General features: G+C 46.6%; 9 protein-coding genes and 4 pseudogenes. 3 read left to right on the top strand and 10 right to left on the bottom strand.

The features are described 5' to 3' along the window. The first annotated feature begins 41 nt into the window (after window positions 1–41). Window positions 42–1,160, top strand: coding sequence for an MFS transporter (locus QFZ80_RS14490; protein ID WP_307559566.1), 1,119 nt, complete (start codon window positions 42–44; stop codon window positions 1,158–1,160). 290 nt (window positions 1,161–1,450) lie between these two features. Here QFZ80_RS14490 and QFZ80_RS14485 read toward each other — a convergent pair whose 3' ends face one another. The 6 genes from QFZ80_RS14485 to QFZ80_RS14460 all read right to left on the bottom strand — a co-directional run bounded on the left by QFZ80_RS14485 (window position 1,451) and on the right by QFZ80_RS14460 (window position 9,018). Further along, a complete protein-coding gene (locus tag QFZ80_RS14485) occupies window positions 1,451–1,603 on the bottom strand; it encodes a hypothetical protein (protein WP_307545976.1) in 153 nt (50 codons plus the stop codon). Window positions 1,604–1,903: 300 nt separating this feature from the next. After that, window positions 1,904–3,550, bottom strand: coding sequence for an extracellular solute-binding protein (locus QFZ80_RS14480; RefSeq protein WP_307559564.1), 1,647 nt, complete (start codon window positions 3,548–3,550; stop codon window positions 1,904–1,906). Between the two features lie 103 nt (window positions 3,551–3,653). Continuing rightward, on the bottom strand, window positions 3,654–4,538 hold the full coding sequence (locus QFZ80_RS14475) for a carbohydrate ABC transporter permease (RefSeq protein WP_307545978.1): 885 nt from the start codon (window positions 4,536–4,538) through the stop codon (window positions 3,654–3,656). Window positions 4,539–4,550: 12 nt separating this feature from the next. Further along, the gene (locus tag QFZ80_RS14470) at window positions 4,551–5,411 is read right to left on the bottom strand and encodes an ABC transporter permease (protein ID WP_307555501.1); all 861 of its coding nucleotides are present in this window, start codon (window positions 5,409–5,411) and stop codon (window positions 4,551–4,553) included. A 264-nt stretch (window positions 5,412–5,675) separates the two neighbouring features. Beyond that, window positions 5,676–7,223 carry a response regulator gene (locus tag QFZ80_RS14465; RefSeq protein WP_307559562.1) on the bottom strand — a complete coding sequence of 516 codons (1,548 nt, stop codon included), beginning with the start codon at window positions 7,221–7,223 and terminating at the stop codon, window positions 5,676–5,678. Further along, entirely contained in the window at window positions 7,213–9,018 is a 1,806-nt protein-coding gene (locus tag QFZ80_RS14460; RefSeq protein ID WP_307545980.1) for a cache domain-containing sensor histidine kinase, read from the bottom strand. Before QFZ80_RS14460 ends, QFZ80_RS14465 begins: the two co-directional genes overlap by 11 nt. Window positions 9,019–9,298: 280 nt before the next feature. Between QFZ80_RS14460 and QFZ80_RS14455 the strand changes: the two are divergent. Both QFZ80_RS14455 and QFZ80_RS14450 read left to right on the top strand, forming a co-directional pair. After that, window positions 9,299–9,940, top strand: a pseudogene (locus tag QFZ80_RS14455) (DUF2278 family protein); the annotation flags it as partial. 33 nt (window positions 9,941–9,973) lie between these two features. Continuing rightward, complete coding sequence (locus tag QFZ80_RS14450; RefSeq protein WP_307564120.1) at window positions 9,974–10,291, top strand: lamin tail domain-containing protein; 318 nt, start codon at window positions 9,974–9,976, stop codon at window positions 10,289–10,291. A gap of 158 nt (window positions 10,292–10,449) precedes the next feature. On the opposite strand, the gene QFZ80_RS14445 is transcribed toward QFZ80_RS14450, so the two are convergent. The 4 genes and pseudogenes from QFZ80_RS14445 to QFZ80_RS38980 all read right to left on the bottom strand — a co-directional run. Beyond that, window positions 10,450–10,716, bottom strand: coding sequence for a hypothetical protein (locus tag QFZ80_RS14445; RefSeq protein WP_307545981.1), 267 nt, complete (start codon window positions 10,714–10,716; stop codon window positions 10,450–10,452). 318 nt (window positions 10,717–11,034) lie between these two features. Next, window positions 11,035–11,328, bottom strand: a pseudogene (locus QFZ80_RS38990) (fibronectin type III domain-containing protein); the annotation flags it as partial. A 60-nt stretch (window positions 11,329–11,388) separates the two neighbouring features. Continuing rightward, window positions 11,389–12,648, bottom strand: a pseudogene (locus QFZ80_RS38985) (pectate lyase family protein); the annotation flags it as partial. Further along, window positions 12,628–13,809, bottom strand: a pseudogene (locus QFZ80_RS38980) (pectinesterase family protein); the annotation flags it as partial. The pseudogenes QFZ80_RS38980 and QFZ80_RS38985, both read right to left, overlap by 21 nt. Between the last annotated feature and the right edge of the window lie 1,582 nt (window positions 13,810–15,391).

The raw sequence follows: 15,391 nt of genomic DNA, 5'->3' as shown, positions 1-15,391 counted from the left end.
ATTGGAAGATTCTGAGTGTCAATTTAGATTGGAGATTAGGTATGAATTATTCGTTACTTCGGAATCGGACATTTGTTTTCATGATGATCGGAGAAGCCATTCAGGGCGCAGGTATTTGGACAAGCGTCATTGCCAATTTGCAATTTATGCAAAGCCACGTCCCGTCTGATTTAGGCAAGAGCTTGATCTTGATGTGCGGTTTATTTCTCGGTGTTCTCATTTCGCCTCAAGCCGGGGTGTGGGCAGACCGCTATGATAAGAAAAAAATATTGCTTATATCAGGGATTGTCCGCTGTCTGGCTCCGATTGTCATGTTTGCGGCCATACAGTATCAATCTGTCGCCATCATGCTGTTGTCCGTCGTCATCATGCAAGTAGCGGCTACTGTTTATATGCCTACCGTACAAGCAGCGCTGCCTTCCGTCGTTCCAGCCTCCGAACTTCTTAAAGCGAACAGCGTAAATTTTAACGTGATTACTATAGCGAGAATTGGCGGCACTGCAGCAGCAGGTATATTGGTATCCATGATGAATTTGTACACAGTCTACGCGCTATCGCTTGCTTTTTACGTCATCCTCGTGATGCTCATTACACAGTTGAGGATTCCCAATACTGCGGATACCTTGGCTGCAAGAAAGAAGGAGAAAATCCGCTTTACGGAGTTGTTTCCACTTATTCGATCAGAACCGTCTATATTCATCGCACTTATCAATAGCGGGGTTATTACTTTGTTTCTAGGCGGTTTTAATTTGCTTGTACTGAAGTTTAGTCAAATCCAGCAGAAACCGGAACTGATGGGCTGGATCTATTCTTTAGAAGGCACTAGCATTTTGATTGCAGGTCTATTCGCAAAGCGTGTGATCGGCATGCGGAATCTGGTAACCAGCTCTACGCTGTTTATGTTATATTTGCGCTTTCTTTTGCAGGAATGTCCTTCAGCGAGAGCAGTTTTGCGGTTCTCGGCTCTTTCGTTATGTTCGGTTGCGCAGTCGCTTTTTTCTTTCCGATGGTATCTACACTATTCCAAATCAAAGTGCCGAAAGAAGCACAAGGCCGCTTTTTCTCATTTCGTGGAATGCTTGACCGCGTCATGTTCCAGATTTCGCTGCTTGCGACCGGTGCTTGTCTCGATTGGTTTGGGATCTCCACATTTTTACTGACGCTCGCCCTCATTACAATATCAAGCGGGATCTTAACGTTGTTCATTGCCAAACGAAAATTAATGGACGTCCGGCAACCGATCACTGTAGACACAGTTGCGGGCGGGAAATAAATGAATCTAGAGAACGAACAAGCCCCGATCCTTGTAGGAATCGGGGCTTGCTTTATTAGTAGTGAAAAGGACTACGAAATTACCACTAATCAACTAACCCGAACCGAGACTCCTAACAAACCAAAGTCTAGAAATAAAGTCCTAGACTAACGCTGCGCTAATTGACATCAATAAAAATCACATTGTTTCACTTGCAGTTTTTAAAATTGTCTTCAATAATTTATTCAACTTTATTACCTGCTTATCATTTACCAAAACCTCTGCTACTGCTTTAGCTATCACTTCCCGATTTTCATCGATAAAATCAGAGATATGCTGTTCAATGACCATTCGCATCAAATCATCGTGACTATACTGGGGACCAACGATTAAATCCTCTTCGGAACATTTAAAGCATTCGCAATTCTGGCGATTGTTGATTGACGTGGAAAAGTGACTAATCTCATATTCCGCAAGCGGCCATCTGTCAGTGTTAATTCACCGATAGATGGTCTTTTTCATTTTCAGAGACGATAGAAGCCGGAAAATCTAAAGGAACGGTGTAAGAATTTGAATCAATCATATTAACCTCCAATGCGCTTACACATACAAAAGGGGACGCAGCAGCTGTATACCTCGTCCCCTCGCTTCTTACTTCTGGCTAGTTTGCTGCTTCAGTATTTCATACATATCTTTTGCCAAGAAGGCATTCTTGCTGTCCTTTTCATACCATTGTCTAAACCATTCCTCAATCTTCTTCCCGTTGCCTTTCTCCCATACCTCCTTTGCATCCTTCGTCGCTTGTTCAGCCGTATACGCCTTCCCACCCAAAATTCCTTTGACGAACATGTCATCAATAGGCTTAACAAGCGGGCCGGAGATAGCTTCAATATCCTTCGGCAGCTGCGGCATGTGCTCCGGGTGCGTAATTTCCACATACGGCTTATTCGGGTCTGAATAGATTTGCATTGCTTTCTTGTACATCTCGAAGCCTTCCTTCTGAACCGGTTCGCTTAGGTTGAAGCTCATCTCCAACTTGCCGCACTTCATATCGAGAACGGGGCTGCTGAGCATCTGGGTGTCGGTGTTCCACGCCACCTCCGTTTTCCGTTTCTCTGCGCTGATGGGCTCGGGGCATCCATTCGTTCCCTGCTTCCAATGCTCGCCCTCAATCCCATTCTTCAGCGTGCTTGCCGTCTCATGCTTCACCAGGAAGTCAACGAACTTCATCACAGCATCCGGATGCTTCGTGCTAGCGTTCACGACTGCCGTTGCTTGCACCGGGTTCGCGTAGGCCGGGTTGAACTGACCCGCCGGGCTCTTCGGATACGCAATCGGAGTCACGATAGCGTCCGGAACATTCTTCTTAAGTGAGGTCAATTCGTTTTGTGCGAAGCTGACCCAGTTAATCTGCAGCGGATAAATGCCGACCTTGCCATTCACAAAGTCCTGCTTCGCCTTCGCCCCATTCTTATCGTTCAAGAAATCCTTATCCACAATGCCTTCATCAAACAAGCGCTTCTTAAAATCCGTTACGGCTGTGAAGTTATCCCAATTCCGTGTCACTGTGCCGTCCTTCACGACCCAGCGTGTAGCTTGGAATATTTGATCCACAACCTGACCGGATTGCAAGCTGATAGCAATACCGTGCGTATCCTTCTTACCGTTGCCGTCCGGGTCGTTCTCTGCGAACGCTTTCGCTACCTTGTACAACTCTTCCGTCGTTTGTGGAGCCTGCAGATTTAGCTTCTTCAGCCAGTCCTCACGGATCAGCAGGGCATGTATCGGATATACCTCCGACAGCCGGGCGAACTCATAGATTTTGCCGTCCGACTTCATGCCGACCTTTTTCAGCGCCGGATACTGCTGCAGCATTTGCTTATAGGTCGTGCTGTGCTTCTCAATCATTTCATCAAGAGGCATGAGCAGCTTTTGATCGATCAGCGGATTTTTAATATGCGGGGCATATTCAAAAATCAAGTCAGGCGCGCTGGCAGACGCAAAGAGCACATTCAGCTTCTGCTGAGATTCGAATCTCGGCACGGCAACAAACTTTACATTGGCCGGCCCCTTGTCATTCAGCCACTTAGTCCATCGGTTATTTTCAATCGAGCCTTCTGCCGCCGGAACGGATCCCCGGTCATAGATCGTTGCGGATATATCTTTACGCACATCAGCCTGCTTGTTGTCGGTGTTCATCGGCGCAGTAGTACCGCTCTGTGAGCAGCCAGCAACAATCAGTCCTGAGGTCATCAGCAGCGCAGCTCCGCCTTTTAACCATGCTCTTCCAACTTTCATATACAATCCCCTCTTTTTCTTCATTGGTTTGTTCATTCGTTGTTCGATAGCCATCCCTTATTAACTCATTCACATCCCTCCCGCTCAAGGTAAACGAGAAGCTCTAGCCTTTCACAGAGCCCAGCAACGCGCCCTTCACAAAATATTTTTGGAGAAACGGGTAAGCCATCACCATAGGTGCCATTAGCGTGATAATCCCTGCAGCCTTAATCCCCTCGGGAGTAATCTGAGCGGAGTCATCGGCTTGAATCAGCTGTGAAGCAACGACCTCCTGCAGTACGGATTGGCTTTGAATCATGTTCTGAACGAGCACCGTCAGATTATATTTGTGTGTGTCATTGATGTAGATCAGGACAGACAGGAATGCATTCCAGAAACCTACCGCATTGAATAAGGTTAATGTAGCGAGCACGGGCAGCGACAATGGAATAATAATTCTGCCCAGCAGCCTCCATTCGCCGCACCCGTCAATTCGTGCCGCATCCTCGATTTCCTCAGGTATTCCAAGGAAAAAAGAACGCAGTATGAGCAGGTTATAGGTGTTGACGAGCGCCGGCAGCCAAAGAGCCCAGTAGGTGTTAATGATTCCAAGAGATTTTAAGACCAGATAGTTCGGAATGGTGCCGCCGCCAAACATCATCGTAAACAGAAACGCCAGCATGAAAAATCGTTTGCCGATAAAATATTTCCTAGCGAGCGGATATGCGGTCAGTACCGTAACGATCATGGATAGTAGCGTGCCTACTAGCGTAATAATGATGCTATTCTTGAACGAATCTACCATTCGGGTCCCTTTGAACAACGACTGGAACGATTCCAGCGTAAATCCTACAGGCCATAAGGCTACGTGTCCCGACATGATAGCGTGAGCATCGCTGAAGGATAAGGCCAGGATGTGCATTAGCGGCAGCAGACAGCTTAAACCCAGCAAGAGCAGAATGAAATAGTTAACTCCATAAAATACTTTTTCTCCCAAGGTTGCTTTCATTTTTGCTCCTCCTTACCATAAGCCTTGATTGAATTTGCGGGCAATATAATTAGCCGAGAGCACGAGAACAAAGCCGACAAGATTTTCAAACAAGCCCATCGCTGCCGTCAAGCTGTACTGTCCACGCTGAATCCCGATTTGGTAAATATAAACGCTAATCACGTTCGACACATCGGAGACAACCGAATTTTGCAAATTGTAAATTTGGTCGAAGCCCACATCCATCACCTTTCCCACGGACAGGATCAACAGCAAAATGATCGTCGTGCTAATGCCGGGAAGGGTAATGTGCAGCATCTGCTGCCATTTGTTGGCCCCGTCGATGCTCCCTGACTCGTACAAGTGAGGATCGATTCCGGCCAAGGCCGCCAAGTAAATAATCGCTGCAAAACCCATTTCCTTCCATATTCCTGAACTGAAATAGATGATGAGCCAGGAGAGCTTCTCATACATGAACGGATACGGCTCCCCGAGTATGCTTTCCAGCCAACGGTTGATGGTGCCGGATTCGAGCGCGAATAACGAGAGAACGATACCGCCTACGATAACCCATGAAAGAAAATGCGGCAAGTAAACCAACGTCTGAACTACCCGCTTGAACCACATTTTTCGAACCTCATTGAGCATAATCGCCAGAATGATCGGAACGGGGAACCCTACAACGATCCCAACAATACTGATTAGCAGCGTGTTTCGAATAATTTGAAGTGACTGTACCTGATTGAAGAGCTGGACGAAATTGTCCATTCCAACCCAAGGACTTCCGAATACGCCCTCTCGAAGGTTGAAGTCCTTAAAGGCGATGATCACACCACCCATCGGAGCATATTTGAAAATCATGTAGAACATGAGTCCGGGCAAAAACATCAGCATGAGCGGAATGTTCTGCTTGATTCGCTTAATGGTGCTAGCTTTCAGCCATCGGTTTGTATCGGTATGGGGCACCGGATCCGTCTGGCTCGATTGGACAGCCACCTACATCACCTCATCTGCATAATTGAGCTGTCGTTGTAGCCCTTGTAGTTCTATCTTACGGAGTTTTCCAAACGGAAACCTTGAATTTCAAGCACACAATCTGTAATTTTTTGCACAGAAAGAAAAAAACCGTCTCAAGGTTGTCCCTTGAAACGGCTTCGTTCAACTCTTGAGTTGCTTTCGGTAATCACTCGGCGACATCTTGAATAACATGCGAAAAACGTTCGTGAAATAATTCGGATCATCATAACCGACAGAGGACGCGATCTCGAACACCTTCATATCTGAATGTACAAGCAGCAGAACCGCCTTTTGCATCCGGAGCTTGGTCAAATAAGTGCTGTAATTATCTCCTGTTTCCTTCTTAAACAATTTGCTGAAATAGGCGGGGGTCACATGAACCCGATTCGCGAGATCCGTCAGCGTGCAGTCTTCCATATAATGCTTGTCCAAAAATTCCAGCGAGCGTCGGATGATGCCCTCCTGGTTATGCAGGCGCCATGCATCATATAGTTCGAGGAAGCGTCCTGCCTGCTCTTTCGTCCATTCCTTGATAGCCTTCTCTGTGGATAATCGCTGCAGCCGATCGATTTGCTCCGCCAAACGCGGGCTCTTCTCAGCATGCTCCAGCTGCTGCTTCGCTACCTGGTGCATAGCGAAGGCCAGCCCCAGCGCTTCCATCTTCGCATCCTCGAGCGGGAGAGCGTCATGCTTTTCTGCCAACTCATTTACTATCTGCACCAGCTTGTCCGGATTTCCAAGGAGAATGGCACCGGTTAGCTGTGTCTGCAGCTCCTTCACACGATGCCCGCTCGCGGCTGGAATCGCTGCTGCTTCTGCCTCTAATCTGTCTTTTCTTGCAGAGTCTTCTTTCCCTATCATTTTAACAAATGAATCATATAAGAAAGAGAGCTCCTTCTGATTAGCAATCCGTTCGGAGCAGTGCAGTATAATCTTGATCGCCAAATAGCTTTCCACCATTTGCTCCATAAGCTGCATAATCATCTCCTGATCTTGATCACCCTCCAGCAGGATGCAAAAGCGGTCATATTCCAGCGAAATGAAGGGACCGTGCAGCTGCTGCTGCTGAAGCAACTCTGTCAGGATATTGATTATGGCGAATTGCAGCAGGCTAAGGTCGCTCGGACGATATTTTTTATGGGAAGGAATGTAGTCCGTTACTGCAATTAACAACAGCTTATTTCCCGCTACGTTAGGCAATATTTGCTTCTCATCATGTGAAAAGCCCGGCAATCTCAGAAGCAGTGCTCGCAGCTGATCCTCTTCTCTCCTGCGCTGATCGGCCTCCCGTTCCTCCTTTTGTCGAAGCAGGTCCTCAAGCCGTACGTAAGCCTTCTGCAGCACTTCCATAAGGGCTTGATCGTTGCAGGGCTTGAGCAGAAAGTCAATGACCCCGAAACGTACAGCAGCTTGCGCATATGAAAAATCATCATACCCTGTCAAAATCACAACGTCGATGCCCGAGCGCTGGCCGTGCAGCTTCTCGGCCAATTCAATGCCGCTCATTCCCGGCATCCGAATATCAGTTAGCACCAGATTCGGCTGCAGAACTTCAATTAGCTCCAGTGCCTCACTCCCATTTTCCGCCTCTCCAACGACCTTCCAGTCTAAGGAGTGCTCCTCTATCATTTTGCGAAGCCCTTTGCGAAAAAAAGCTTGATCCTCAACAAGCATCAGCTTACCTGTCATTTGTATTCGCCTCCTCCTTGCCAGTCTGTGCCAAGGGCAAGTATACATGCACTACCGTTCCCTGTGCAGGAACACTCACGATATCCAGATGATAGGGAGACCCATAAACTAAGCTAATCCGTCTCATGACACTCTGAACACCTAGGGAACCTCGCTCTTCCGCACTCTCAGATGCTGGTGTGAAGAGTCTTTCCACCTCTTGCTTACTCATCCCGCGACCATTGTCCTTAATCTCAATCTTTAGAAGATCTCCCAGTCGATATGCTCGAATTTCGAGCAGCTTAGGGGCAGTCTGGTCTCGAAAGGCATGTACAAAAGCATTTTCCACCAGCGGCTGAAGAAGCAACCGCTGAATTTCACAGTCATATACATCGTCGTCCGCATGAATGCTGGCGTCGAAGTCATTTTCCAGGAAGGCCGCCTGGATACGCAAATAATTGTCGATCTGTGCAAGCTCCTCGCGAAGGGTAGTTCTTTTCTTGAGGCGCTCCAAGGAATACTTAAGCAGATTGGACAGCGAGTACACCAGATTCGCTGTGTCCAGATCATTCTGCAAATACAGCTTCCAGTACAGTCCATTTAACGTGTTGTATAGAAAATGCGGGTTCAGCTGTGCCTGCAGCGCCCTCAGCTCCGCCTCCCGCTCACTAAGTTGGCTGATATATACCTTCTTGATCAGCTCCTGCACATTAGCCGCCATCGAGTTGAAGCTCTCACCTAGAAATGCCCATTCGTCATTCGTGCGAGGGGTAATCCTGATGTCAAAATTCCCCTCCCGCATCATTCTCATCGCCTGGACCAGCTCCTTCAGTGGAGCCAGCAGCCTGCTGCTAAGCAGCACGATAAGCAGCCCGCTGAGACATATACTGAGCAGCCCTAGCCATAAGCTAGTGTTCAGAATGAATCGACTTTTTCGGAAAATATCGGATAACGAAACACGGCTTACCAACGTAAACTGAATATTTTTGGAATGGACGGATGTATACAAATAAGTTGCTTTCCCGCGTTCTTCCATCATGCTTGTAGTGTTGCCATGCAGGAAATGTTCAAGCTTTTCATCCTCGCCTCCATCAGGCTCATTCGTATAGAGCTGTTTCGCTTGAGGATCAAATAAATACACACGGCCTCCGTCGCCTCCACCAAGCTCTTGGAACGATCGGTTAATAAATTCCTCGTCAATGACCATAACTAGAAGTCCATAAACCTCATTTACGTTATTCTTCATCCAGCGTGATCCGATAATGACTTTCCGGTAGCCGCTCTTCTCGATTTGACTGGGGATCGATTTCCGGGTCCAGACCAGATCACCTTTGGAGGAAGCAACGCTGCTCTGGATTTCGTCGAACACCTTCTGGCTCAGCGGCTCCACTGTTTCTTTCATCAGGTTGTGATAATAGTTGGTGCCAGATCGATCGTATAAGTATAGAGACAGCAACTGCGGCGCATCGAATTTGACCTGCCGCAGCTGCTCGGCTATTTGCTCTTGCTCAAAGTGCCGATCGGCGTACGACGTCTCCCGGCCGCCTGTGGAAAGATTCGCGATGATTCTCTCAATGGTCGGATTAAACACAATATAATTCGAAATCCGGTACAGTTCCTGAATACGAAGCTCCAGTTGCGTCATGGCCTGCTCGCTTGCCTTCACATACTGATCCTTGACCTCCTCCTCGAATAAACGAAGATGCGTTTGGTAGGAAATCAGCCCGGTGAGGTTCACGGTAAAGAAAATGATAGCGGAAATACCTATCAACAGCTTGCTCTTAAAACTGGCCTTCTTTACCCACTGTCTCCACACGCAGGCAGCCCCCACTTTCTTCTCATACGATGATGACTTGCAGTGTTGACAAGTATTTCTACACCCGTGAGAAATTTCCTTCATATAACTGACTGTTACAATTGTCTAAAGCCAATACGCTGTGGCCACCAGTTTTGATTGAATCCGACATCCGACATCATCTTTTTATGTGGTTTACAAAAAGTTACAATGAATAGAAAGAGGAATTATTCCCTTTATGTGGAAAGGTTAATTGAGTGAACAACGGACATTTTCGAGTCCGGATTGAAGGAGGAACATTATGCCCATCCATCCCTACGGAGTACTCAAATGCAAAGTACACGATCGGCGTCTCGGCACAAACGAGAACCCACATTATCAGGTGCACGCTAGCGCAAATAACGAACACTTCCGAATAGCGATCAATGTCAAGTCGCAGTTGAGTCCATCCGAGCTGTTGTACTGTACGATTGAACATTTTCAGCATGTCATGACGGCCGAATTGTCTGCTATGCCATTTGGTTTTTCGCAGCTGGCAAGCAAGCCTGACGGACAGGCACTCGATTATATTCGCAGCAATCTATTCGATCGCCTCAACATGCTACCGCTTGCCTTCAATATACCGGGAAGAGACAACGATTTGAACGAGAAGCTTGACTTCTACATCAGACGCGCGATGGAAACAGATGATGCTGTTATGTACGCATTCGGTGAAAGATGGGGTCCTGAACACGGCAAGGCGGACAAAATTTTTGGATTCGAAATCGGCAACGGCATTCACAATATTCATATGAATCAAGGTAATAGTGGCACATTTACGAAAGACGACGGTGTCTACCAGGACGGGGGGTTGCTGATTCACTTCCCGTCGGAAGACAGGTGGATCGCCGTATTCCTCGCTTTTCAGTCCCAGTCATGGCACACCGACGATAATTCGGGACACGTAATTACTGACCCTGCGGAGGAACCAGTTCAGGTGGAAGTCGGCGGCATTCTAATCGCAGGGGTCATCGTACAGAATGAAGATGGCAGTTACGAAACGGTCACACTGCTGAATGCTTCCAATCGGTCAGTAGACTTGACAGGTTGGGTAATCGCAAACAAGGCTAAGCAAAAGTATAAGATTCATGGCATCATCGAACCCGGACAGTTTATGTCAATCCCAGTAGCCGAACCTGCATTCTTCCGAGACAAGGGTGATATTATTACACTACTCGACCGTAGCGGCCTAAAAGTCGCCGGAGTCTCATATACAAAGCATCAAGTGAAACCTGGCTGGACGATACTCTTTTGAGTTCATACAAATAGAAGAACCGCCTTCCAATTAATTGTTTGGAAGACGGCTCTTTATTTTTTTGCGGTTTTTTTTTCGTTATAGAAATGTCATCCTATGAAACAGTTGGAAACCTTAAAAATAGCTGCGATCGTGGTCACTATCTGCGTCTGGGTAGATTAAGGTGCTCGCAAACGCTTCGAACTCACATTAGCGACAGGCATGGCGAGTAACAAAAAATTCATCGCAAGAAAGTTAAGTGACAGTAACGCCCAACTTTTTCTCCTACTGCTTCGAAAATAGAAGAATAACGGCAAGCTTCCAATGATGCTAATGACCACATTTGCTAAATAACTGAAATGGGGGCTCCCATAATTAATTGCAAACATTCCGCCAACGATGATGAATTGCAAAAACAGGGCATTGCGAAGTGTAAAAGTTTTCATTAGCACCATTTCCCCATTCCTGACCGTTACTTGAATGAACAAAAAATGGAGTTGCCGCGAGGCAAGCTCCTCACTATCGTTCTCCGTGTGCTTAATGACTAATTTCCTTAAATGTTTGTTATTCTTAGATGCATTTAATATAACACTGATTCAGCAGGCCGTATTCCCCTAACTCCTGAATTTTCTCATCCATACCTTGAACTTTGTTCGCTGGCATGAAAAATGCACCCCCTAGAATTCATCGGATTAACAATGGGAGTTCCTATGTCTATTCTTAGGGGTGACTTCACATATGACCTAATCTCTGTTTAAAAACGATTAACTGCCCTTTCTTTCGGCGCTTGGATTATTGTCCCTGTTATCGTGATCCATTTTAATCGTGACACTTGGACCGGAAAGACTCAAGTTTCCAGTTGCATCAACCGCTTTGATCATAAACTTGTAATTCGTATCTTTTTGCAAATTGGCGACATTGTAAGTTGTGACGTTGCCCAAAACAGCGATTTCCTTAGCAGAAGTATCGTTCACTAGATAAACCCTATAACCGGTCACGCCGATGTTATCAACTGCTGCATTCCATTTTAGGGTCAAGTCGGTTTTCGTTACATTGGTTAAGGTCAAATTGCCGGAGTTCCAAAGTGGTGCAAAAGTATCGCCCGCCTGTGTATTTTCTGCACCTGCTTGATTAAGAACGATAGCTGGAACATCAGCCGTTTGATTCGTATACGTGTACAGTCTAGGCGTCCAATTTACAGGCTGCAAAGTAGCGCTACTCTTGGCAATTTCAACATTTTCGCTATTCAATACGGAGCCTTTGTCAGTGAATGCAGTTCCGCCGGATACTTGAATCAGGGATGAAGGCAGTAATCCTGCATCATTCGCAAAATAGTTATTTTCAGCATAGACCTGCGATTGGAATCCTACCCCGATTGCATAGAGGTACGGGTTATTCGGATGGTGCGCTGTTCCTTCGTAATAGTTGTTGTACACATGAACTTGACCGTAACGTACACGTGGTGCACGCTGACCTACGTTCCGATAAACGTTGTGATGGAAAGTAATTCTTTCCTTGCCGGCATCGCCGCTAAAGCTATCGCTTCCACCTACAAGCGTAGTCTTGTCATGATCATGGAAGTAGTTGTAGGATACAGTAATCATGTCGGATGCATTCGTCATATCTACGGCACCGTCGTGTTGTTGATACTTGCGTCCAAAATATTTATGATTCGGATCATCAATGCCGCCTAAGTCATTAAATGTGTTATGGTCGATCCAAACATGAGTGGATCCTTTAACCGAGATGTTGTCATAAGCGGAGTTCCAATTGCCCGAATCTCCATCCGTAGGATCCCACTGCGGGAAATAATCGAATGTGTTCTGGAATTCGACGTTCCGGATGATTACATTATCCACATTCTCTAGGTTCAGGTTGCCGCCGAGAATCTTCGCATTGGTTCCGGGCAAACCGACGATCGTCGTATTTGAACCGACATTTATTTTGATTTGTTTGCTTTGATTACTAGCCGATCTTGTACGCGCCTCTTCCAAAGCGCCACTAGGCAATGTTTTACCCCAAATGGCCGGGTCGTATGTCTTGAGATAAGCGTCAAAATCATAAAGCGGATCCTTGTAGAATTCCAGACCTATCTGGTTGTCGTTATTATCCACATTCATATTCATCGAACCATTAATGTAGATAATCTTCGGCGTACTGCCGGCCACTGCTTTCAACAGTTCACTCCGCTTACTCACGATGAAAATATGATCCGGATTAGCCGTCGATCCGCCGATTGTTCCTGTGGTATGGGATCCCCATCCGTCATTAGGCGCCAGTACTTGTCTGCCAATGTCGTTATCTCCGCTATCGACCACATTTACGGTCAATGGCACGGCGATGTCTCCGAAGTTAAAGACCAGTATTGTTGATCCCATTGGCAGTCCGGAAAGGTAATCTTTCTTGAGCGTATATACGCTGCCGGTAACGGTGTAGTCCAACGATCCAAGAACTTCTGTGCCATTCGTGATATTCGTCAACGCAAATCCGTTGCTCCTTACACTTACGTTAATATCCGCATTATTTGCCGGGTTCTTATCAAAGCTGGAGGATGTAACCACAACTTCTGGCGTATAGTTTACTTTCGGCATGATAACTGGAATGGATGGATCCCAGCCACCTAAAATTTGCGGAATCGTCAAACTTGCTTCCTGTCCTGTGAGCTGAGTGGAAATTTGACGTGTGGTTGCATTCGCTCCGAATCCATAGCTGTTATATTCCGAAAAATAGCTGGTTTTACAGGAACCCGCACAGGAAGCCGCCCAGCCCTCCGGAAGAAACTTTTTCGAATCGATTAAAGTGTTGATAAATGTAGCTCTTGCGTAATCCTTCCAAGCGCGCCCCAAGTCGTAAATCCCTCGTGCAGAAGGGCCGTCAACCACTTGAGAATTTAAAATTACATATCCCATGTCCGCCGTATTTCTCTGCGCTCCTGCCGTAATATGTCCTCCTGCACTCGCTCCGGCCGGGACATTACTCACAAGCACTATTCTCACATTGTCCATGACGACAGCGGGAGCTTCACCGAAGATGAAATCGACGTCTCCTTCAATAATGCTGTTGTGGATATAATGACGTCCCTGATTTTTGGAATTTAAGCCGTTGTACAGCGTATCCTGATAGCCTTTCAATCTCACCGCTTCCAATACGGCCATATCGCTTTTGAGCGACAGTGCTACCGCCTGTGCCACTTCATTGCGCGGTCCGGCGCTGTTCTCGATCGTCAGATTGGAAGCGTTAAAGAAGTCTGCAGTTACGTCCACCGTCTGGCTTAGGAACGTGTTTCCTGTGTGACCGGGCTTGCCCTGTGTTGCCGCTGTCCCTGCGTAATCGCCATACAAAATAGATGTTTTATCCATGCCCGCACCGACAAGACTTACATACGGACGATCAACCTTAAGCTTTTCGGTATACGTTCCGGGAGCGATAGAAATGATCGTTCTTATGGTGTTATTTGTCGGAACCCTATTAATAGCGCTTTGAATAGTATTGAATACTCTTACACCATCAGCTGCTACATTCTTATCTACCGTCAGCATAACCGACGGGAGTACAACAAGTTCATCCGAATCAGGGCTCTCGCCGTTCGAATTTACAGCGGAAACAACATAATAATAAGTTATCCCGTTTATCACGCTCGAATCGTCAAATGTTGAATGGTAAGTTGAAGAGATTACCGTATATGATCCGTCATCGGAAATAGCTCTCTTTACATTGTAAGAGGAAGCGCCATTAACCGCATCCCAGGAAAGGCTTACGCTGCCTTCTTTCGCGACTGCTTTGAAGCTTGTAGGTTTAGCCGGTGCACCCAAAACCGGAGCATTTGGCTTTGCTTTTAATTGATTTGAAATCATGCTTTCTTGCCTATCATTTACAGCAGTAACTACGTAATAATAAGTCTTGCCGTTTTCCGCTGAGGTATCCAAGTAACCGGTTTCGTTAACATTGGCCAGAGCTATGTATGGTCCACCGTTTACCAAACTTCTTTTTACGCTGTAAGTAGATGTCTTCGTTACTGAAGTCCAATTTAGCTGGACCTGGTTATTTCCAGGTTCGACGCTCAATAACGTCGGAGCACTTAACGGTGTTGCAGGGGATACCTTTTCGAGCAGTTTTGGCTGCCCTAGACCGCCGACATTCCCGGCTGTAAGTCTGTAATAATACTCCGTATCCGACCTCAAGTTCGTATCCAAATAGGAAGTGCTGGTAAGCTTTGGTTTCCCGTTCATCAGTAATGGGACAAAAGGTCCTTCCGGTGTTGTGCTTCGCTCAAGCGTATAGAAGGTCGCTTTATTAACAGGATCCCAGGCGACCGAAAGTTGCCCGTCTCTGACGGTGGCGTAAAGGCTTGTAATCTCGTCTGATGGGGGTTCCACGTTGTTAGGATAGCCGGATGCATAATACGAATACTCACTTTCACCAGACGTGTTCATCGAAGTCACCTTGTAATAGTAGTATTTATCGTTAATCAGACCGGCAGTATCCGTATAGCTGTTAGACGGCACACCTTCAGCAAGTTTTACATAGGTTCCATCCGGGGATTCGCTGCGATACACATTATAGGAATCCGCACCGCTGGTAGCATCCCAGCTCAGCTCAACCCTGCGGTTTGCGCCTTCGGCTGTCAAATTTAGCGGTGTCACCGCTTCTTGTGGATAAACGATGATGTTGTCAACATACGCATTCCCTGTCGACGTACCCGCCATTCTAAAATTTATAGAGGCGATATCTGTAACCGGGCTGGCGAATTTGAAATTTCCGGAGAATATGCTATTAATATAAAGATCTGCCGTATTTGCTTTTATATCGGCAACGTACTTCACCGTATACCAGGTTTTCGCCTGGAATTTTTGTGTGCCGCCTGTTTGAGGATTCGGAAAGGCGAAATCGGCCTTTAAGGAAAGCGCTAATTTCTTATTGCTATCTAGCAATTCCAATACATATGAATCGCTTACTATAGCGCCTTCCATAAATTCGAGCTGGGCGGTAATCCCTTTGTTGCTCGCTGCGGTTACAGGTGTAAACGCTTTATTGAAGCCGCCTCTGCCAGCGCCGTCACTGATCCATAATACGTTGGTTGTGTTTCCGACTAAAGTAGTCGATGTTTGGCCATAGCTGTTT

The organism is Paenibacillus sp. V4I7, assembly GCF_030817275.1.
In the GTDB taxonomy this organism is placed as follows: Bacteria; Bacillota; Bacilli; order Paenibacillales; family NBRC-103111; genus Paenibacillus_E.
This window is presented reverse-complemented; position numbering and strand designations above follow the sequence as displayed.